At 30.1% G+C, this 5,231-nt stretch carries 8 protein-coding genes; all 8 read right to left on the bottom strand.

Features of this window, described 5'->3' with window-relative positions; genetic code table 11:
• Positions 1-317: 317 nt before the first annotated feature.
• The 8 genes from RT037_RS13620 to RT037_RS13585 all read right to left on the bottom strand — a co-directional run bounded on the left by RT037_RS13620 (position 318) and on the right by RT037_RS13585 (position 5,146).
• Complete coding sequence (locus RT037_RS13620; RefSeq protein ID WP_313032298.1) at positions 318-515, bottom strand: hypothetical protein; 198 nt, start codon at positions 513-515, stop codon at positions 318-320.
• Positions 515-1,042 carry a hypothetical protein gene (locus RT037_RS13615; protein WP_313032295.1) on the bottom strand — a complete coding sequence of 176 codons (528 nt, stop codon included), beginning with the start codon at positions 1,040-1,042 and terminating at the stop codon, positions 515-517. The genes RT037_RS13620 and RT037_RS13615 overlap by 1 nt, the downstream gene beginning before the upstream one ends.
• Positions 1,043-1,429 (bottom strand): hypothetical protein, encoded by a 387-nt coding sequence (locus RT037_RS13610; RefSeq protein ID WP_313032293.1) that lies wholly within the window; start codon positions 1,427-1,429, stop codon positions 1,043-1,045.
• 349 nt (positions 1,430-1,778) lie between these two features.
• Positions 1,779-2,063 carry an addiction module antidote protein gene (locus RT037_RS13605; RefSeq protein WP_055041555.1) on the bottom strand — a complete coding sequence of 95 codons (285 nt, stop codon included), beginning with the start codon at positions 2,061-2,063 and terminating at the stop codon, positions 1,779-1,781.
• Positions 2,064-2,066: 3 nt separating this feature from the next.
• Complete coding sequence (locus RT037_RS13600) at positions 2,067-2,366, bottom strand: type II toxin-antitoxin system RelE/ParE family toxin (protein ID WP_243551158.1); 300 nt, start codon at positions 2,364-2,366, stop codon at positions 2,067-2,069.
• A 270-nt stretch (positions 2,367-2,636) separates the two neighbouring features.
• Positions 2,637-3,350, bottom strand: a complete 714-nt coding sequence (locus RT037_RS13595) for a hypothetical protein (protein WP_313032285.1) — start codon at positions 3,348-3,350, stop codon at positions 2,637-2,639.
• Between the two features lie 227 nt (positions 3,351-3,577).
• The gene (locus RT037_RS13590; protein WP_313032282.1) at positions 3,578-4,417 is read right to left on the bottom strand and encodes a hypothetical protein; all 840 of its coding nucleotides are present in this window, start codon (positions 4,415-4,417) and stop codon (positions 3,578-3,580) included.
• A gap of 228 nt (positions 4,418-4,645) precedes the next feature.
• Complete coding sequence (locus tag RT037_RS13585) at positions 4,646-5,146, bottom strand: DUF1648 domain-containing protein (RefSeq protein ID WP_313032279.1); 501 nt, start codon at positions 5,144-5,146, stop codon at positions 4,646-4,648.
• Positions 5,147-5,231: the final 85 nt, after the last annotated feature.

The following is a 5,231-nucleotide window of genomic DNA, read 5'->3' as shown; positions in this document are numbered from 1 at the left end:
AAAATTGTGTTAATTATTTTAACATTTGTTGCACTAGATTTCTGAAACGGCGATATTATTGCCGATAACGGAAAAAGTATTGGCGAAGTGCGGGCTAAATTGGACGAAAAGTTCAATTTCGACTGCGTGAAGCCGATGCTTTTTCAGATTGTCTAAATTAAGAAAAAAAACAATATGAAAAGCGGCGGCAGATAAATGTAACAAATCTTTCTATTATACATTTAACCCCGCATTTTGCCAATACAATGTTGTCTGCAGTCTCTTTATTGTTCAATATATTCAAAAATGAAATTATGATTACTTATTTGCAATGTCATTTATAGGTTTTCTAAAGCAATATCCTCAAACTCTTCAAATCTTATTCCTACTTTTTTATAGGTTTTTATAATATTTTCTTTTGGAATGTCCCAAAGCCACTTTTTGTTTTCATATTCCAAATTTATTATATCTTCTATTTTTGCATATAAAACTTGATTGTCTATTCGATACACAAATTTCACAAAATTTCCGTCCATTATTTTGTTTTTATTGAATTTAAAAATTTGTTTTTTTCAGCTAAAAAATTTGAATTATTATTAAGTTGGCAACATTCAAAATTTAACATCTTATCTCTGACGAATAAAATTACAGAGTATCTTTCATTTCTTTCTCCTGTAGAAGGATTTATTGCCGAATAAGATAATAGTCTACCATAATATTTTCCAATTTTCATTTCTGAAACATTTCCTGTATTTCCTGTATAATCTAATTTTCCTTTGACCACATTGTCCAAAAATGAATCTGCGACTTTTTTTCTTTCACTTTCAGACCATTTTTTTTCAGCAATCAAATAATTTGAGTAATCTGGAATAACATTTCTTTGTACAATGACCATTGTTAGAGAATTTTCTGTTTTGCTAATAAGAGTAGATGTGTTTTGTACAGTTTTATATGTTGGAGAATTTGGAAAATTTACAAAAATTCCATTATCTACTTCTTTTTGGATTTGTGAAAAATAAAAGGAGCTTATCAACATGAAAATGAAGGAGAAAAAATATTTCATCTATTTAATTTTTATCGTGTAGTTTTTTGTTTTTCTGATTATCAGGTAAATTACAAAAGATAAAATAAAGAAAGTCATAAAATTCACTTTCAAAATAAGCGGAATGTATGCAATATAAATCTTCTGAAAAAAATTTGCTGGACCATTATATGGAAACCATTCATTATTAAATTCTGCTTGTCCTAAAACACCATAATAGGTAACCTTATAATAAGGATCACTATAAGTATAACTGCCCGCTCCATTATAAGCACCACATTCTCCAAACAACGCAATAATAAATAGAATCAAAAATGAAAATAACATTGCTTTTCCAATTATTAATCCTTGCTTTTTTAATTCATTTTTGTCTAGGTGAATTTCTTTTTTTTCTAAATTATCGCTCATAATTTTTAAAACTTTCCCGATTTACTTCACTTTGAAGTTAAGGACGTCGAAATGGAAAAATATTTGGTTAGTTTTTTGCCCGCCCGTTGTCCGGAATTTGTTAAAAATTAATTTATAAAATTGCATTTGTAGCGAGATTGCAGACAACGGAAAAGGGCTTGGCGAAGGCGGGGATAAGAAAGACGGAAACTCCAACTAAACCCGAACCGAGCAAAAACCATTCTCGTTTTTTCAAAATTACAAAAAATAAAAAAACGAAATGGTTTTTTGCGGGGAAAATTGCGAAAATCTTCTAAATGATAACTCTCCGCCCCGCTTTTGCCAAACCCATGTTGTACGACGTTTTTTTTTATGCAGTTATAGGATTAACTCTTATTTGTCCGCCAACTGCTTTCAAAACTTTCATAATTGTTGAAAACTGTGGTTTTGCACCTTCAGAAAGTGCTTTGTACAAACTCGGTCTGCTCATTCCTGTTTCTTCTGCAATTTTTGTCATTCCGATTGCTTTTGCAATATTACCAATTGCTACAACAATTTCAGAATCATCGCCTTCTTCAAGGACAACATTAAGATATTCAGCAATCATTTCGTTGCTGTCCAAATAATCTGCAATGTCAAATTTTGAAATATCCATTCTTTATTCTTTTACTTTTTCCCAAATTTCTTTCGCTTTTTCTATATCTTTTTGTTGGCTTGATTTGTCGCCGCCAATTAACAAGATAATAATTTTTCCATCTGTCTCTTTGAAATAGATTCTGTAGCCCTTTGCAAAATTTATTCGCAATTCGCTGATTCCATTTCCAACAGGTTTGCAATCTCCAAAATGTTCTTCGTTTTGTAATTTCTGGATTCGGAACAAGATTTTAGCCTTTGCTCGGATATCTTTTAATTTTCGGAACCACTTGTCAAACTCATTCGTTTTCTCAATAAAGTACATTTTGTATTCATTTGGATACAAATATAGGAAAAAGTTAAATCAATCCAAAATTTTTGTTTTAAGCGGAATCTTTCTAAAATGTCGTACAACGTTTCTGGGCTTGGCGTCAGTGGCGGAAATTGAAGCTAAAAGTTTCAATTTAGCGACACGGTAAGCAAAAGCCAATTAATTGAATAAATTTAAGAAAAAAGTCAATATAATTGGCTTTTTGCGGAATAGAAAGCCGAAACTTCAATTTTAACCTTAACCCGCCATTGCGCCAAACCCATGTTAGGCGAGGTTTTTATTATCAACAACTTCATCTAAATATTTGTTTTCAGCTGCAAAAATTATTGGATTTATTACGTTATGATAGTAGATTTCACAGATTATTAAATCACAATCTTCTATTTTGTTTGTTTCACTAAAATCAAAATTCTCGCTTTCTTCTCTTAAGTTTAGCATCGCTAATCTATATTTAAAAACATCCTCATGTCCAGAAACTTTCCAATCTTTAGTTTTCAAATAGTTTTGGATCATTTTTTTTATTTCAACAAGTTTTGGATCTTCTTCATCTCCTTCAGCAATAATTTCTAAACTGAAATTTTGGGGTAGGGGAAATTTATAATCGTAAAAAAATACACCTTTGAAGTTTTTTAAATGTAATTCTCTTAAATCATTATATTTGAAATTTACCGATATATTTTGTAACTCTTCTTCGCCCATATTAACTCTATTTACCCAATTGCTTTTTCGCATGATAGATTTTACAGCTTGTCGTGTTACTTCTTTTTGTAACTCATTATCATCGTTTAAAACTCCAATTACATCACGAATTTCTTGATCAATTTGAGAATATTGATTATTGCAGCCAAAGCACGCAGGAACAACAATTCTATTTAATTTAAATTCATCCGAATAACCATTAAATAAATTTTTAGCTGGAATATGTTCTCTAGTTTTATTTTCAGCAGTTAATTCAATTCCGCAATTGTAACAATTCATATGAGTGGTGTTTTAAAATCTCGCCTAACGGAAAAAGTATTGGCGAAGGACGGGCTACTTTGCAGACAATTCCAAAGGAAAACCGAACCTGAGCAAAATGCTTTTTCAGGTTTCTAAATTACTAAAAAAAGAAATATGAAAAGCATTTTTGCGTATTTTGATAACTGAATTCTCAATGACAATATTCACCCCGTTTTTTGCCAATACAATGTTATGTGCAGTAATATTTATTCTTTTAGATGTGTAAACTTGTAAATTTTATCTAGTATTTCGGTTGCTTTCGTATTACTTATTTCGCCATATTTTTTTTCGGAAGTTTGTGTAAATCCGAACCAATCTGTAAAACGATAAAAACTTCTTATTTCATAGCAACTTGAAAACTGCTTTTCAGGTTTTCTGTCGAATAGATCATTAAATAATGGCAGGAATTTTTCAAAAATTTGAAGATATTTATCTGCGTAAAATTGTGTTGTATTTTCTGTTTTTCCAAATTTTAAAAGACAATAAATTGTAAACAAATTCCCATATTGAGCAATTGGTTCATTTGGATAACCATCATTAATTGCCCAATTAAAATCAAAAGAAAATGTTGTGAGAATTAGTTTAAAAAGTGATTCTCTATTTTCAAGCTGTTTTTCTCCAGTTTTAGTTAGAGATAATTTTCCTTCTCTTTTTTTTGTCAATTTTGCTATTTCACATACATATTTTGCATTTTGTATAGCGATTGAATCTTGTTCCCTTGAAAGTTTTGAAATTCCATTTTCAATCATTTTATCCGTTATAAATCTATATGCATACAGCTCAACCATTACTTTTTTAGGAAGTGCACCAAGTGGAGTCAATTTTATGAATTCTTCTCTTTTCAGAATTTTTAAGAATTCTTCACAGAGTTTGAAAAATGGAATTTTATCTAGAACATTAGAATCAATTTCATTTTGCAATTGAATCGGACATTCTTCGTGAAAGGGAAGATGAATTAATTCGTGAAGTTCGTAAGGAGACAATCCTGAAAATTTTGCATCAGGTTTATTATTGTATTCGTAAATTTTTCGGTCAATTTCATTCATTAACGCAATTTTGTTAAATTATTGCACATAACGGAAAAAGTATTTGCGAAGGGCGGGCTAAATTGGACGAAAAGTTCAATTTCGACCAACCGAAGCGAATGCTTTTTTCGTGGAACTAAACTACAAAAAAATTGTGGAACGAAAAAGCAGGCGCGACTAAATGCAACGAATAGTTCTATTAAATATTCAACCCCGCCTTTTGCAAATACTATGTTATCTGCAGTTCTTTTATTTTTGTTGTTTCAATTTCCAAGATTTATAAATATTAATAATTACAGGGATAAGTATTAATGTCAGGAAAAGTGGCAAAAACCAAATTCCTAAACCTCCATTTTTGTCTTCTAACGAGATTTTGATTGTTTTGTAATCAATGAAAATGAACACGATTAAAATTCCAACTTTTAGAAATCTAATTGTTTTTGTTGTATTTATAATTTGTTGTTCAAGATTTTCTTTATTAGAAAAATTTAGATTTTTAGGATTTCTAATTAATGCTGACAACAAAAAGATTTGAAGTGTTGCAATTGCAGGTAGCATAAAAATTGAATTTTTCGGTCCAAAAGCATCTACTTCTCCTGCACCGTTGTAATGAACGGGAATTTCTTCTGGTAACTTTTGAAATGCAATAATTACCATAATCCAATATAGAATTAATAAAATATAACCTGTAATATCAAGAAATTTATCAAATCTACTAAGTTTTAGTTCGACTTTTTCAATATTTAGCATTTGTAGCGATATTTTTGTTTAGAATTGCAGATAACGGGAAAGGGCTTTGCGAAGTTACGCCAAAAACGAGGCTGCCATAGCTTTG

The sequence above is a fragment of the Soonwooa sp. genome (assembly GCF_032062245.1).
Lineage (GTDB): Bacteria > Bacteroidota > Bacteroidia > Flavobacteriales > Weeksellaceae > Soonwooa.
This window is presented reverse-complemented; position numbering and strand designations above follow the sequence as displayed.

Coding starts and splice junctions, on each gene's coding strand:
- RT037_RS13620 (WP_313032298.1), bottom strand. CDS start 515: ATGGACGGAAATTTTGTGAAATTTGTGTATCGAATAGACAATCAAGTT.
- RT037_RS13615 (WP_313032295.1), bottom strand. CDS start 1,042: ATGAAATATTTTTTCTCCTTCATTTTCATGTTGATAAGCTCCTTTTAT.
- RT037_RS13610 (WP_313032293.1), bottom strand. CDS start 1,429: ATGAGCGATAATTTAGAAAAAAAAGAAATTCACCTAGACAAAAATGAA.
- RT037_RS13605 (WP_055041555.1), bottom strand. CDS start 2,063: ATGGATATTTCAAAATTTGACATTGCAGATTATTTGGACAGCAACGAA.
- RT037_RS13600 (WP_243551158.1), bottom strand. CDS start 2,366: ATGTACTTTATTGAGAAAACGAATGAGTTTGACAAGTGGTTCCGAAAA.
- RT037_RS13595 (WP_313032285.1), bottom strand. CDS start 3,350: ATGAATTGTTACAATTGCGGAATTGAATTAACTGCTGAAAATAAAACT.
- RT037_RS13590 (WP_313032282.1), bottom strand. CDS start 4,417: ATGAATGAAATTGACCGAAAAATTTACGAATACAATAATAAACCTGAT.
- RT037_RS13585 (WP_313032279.1), bottom strand. CDS start 5,146: ATGCTAAATATTGAAAAAGTCGAACTAAAACTTAGTAGATTTGATAAA.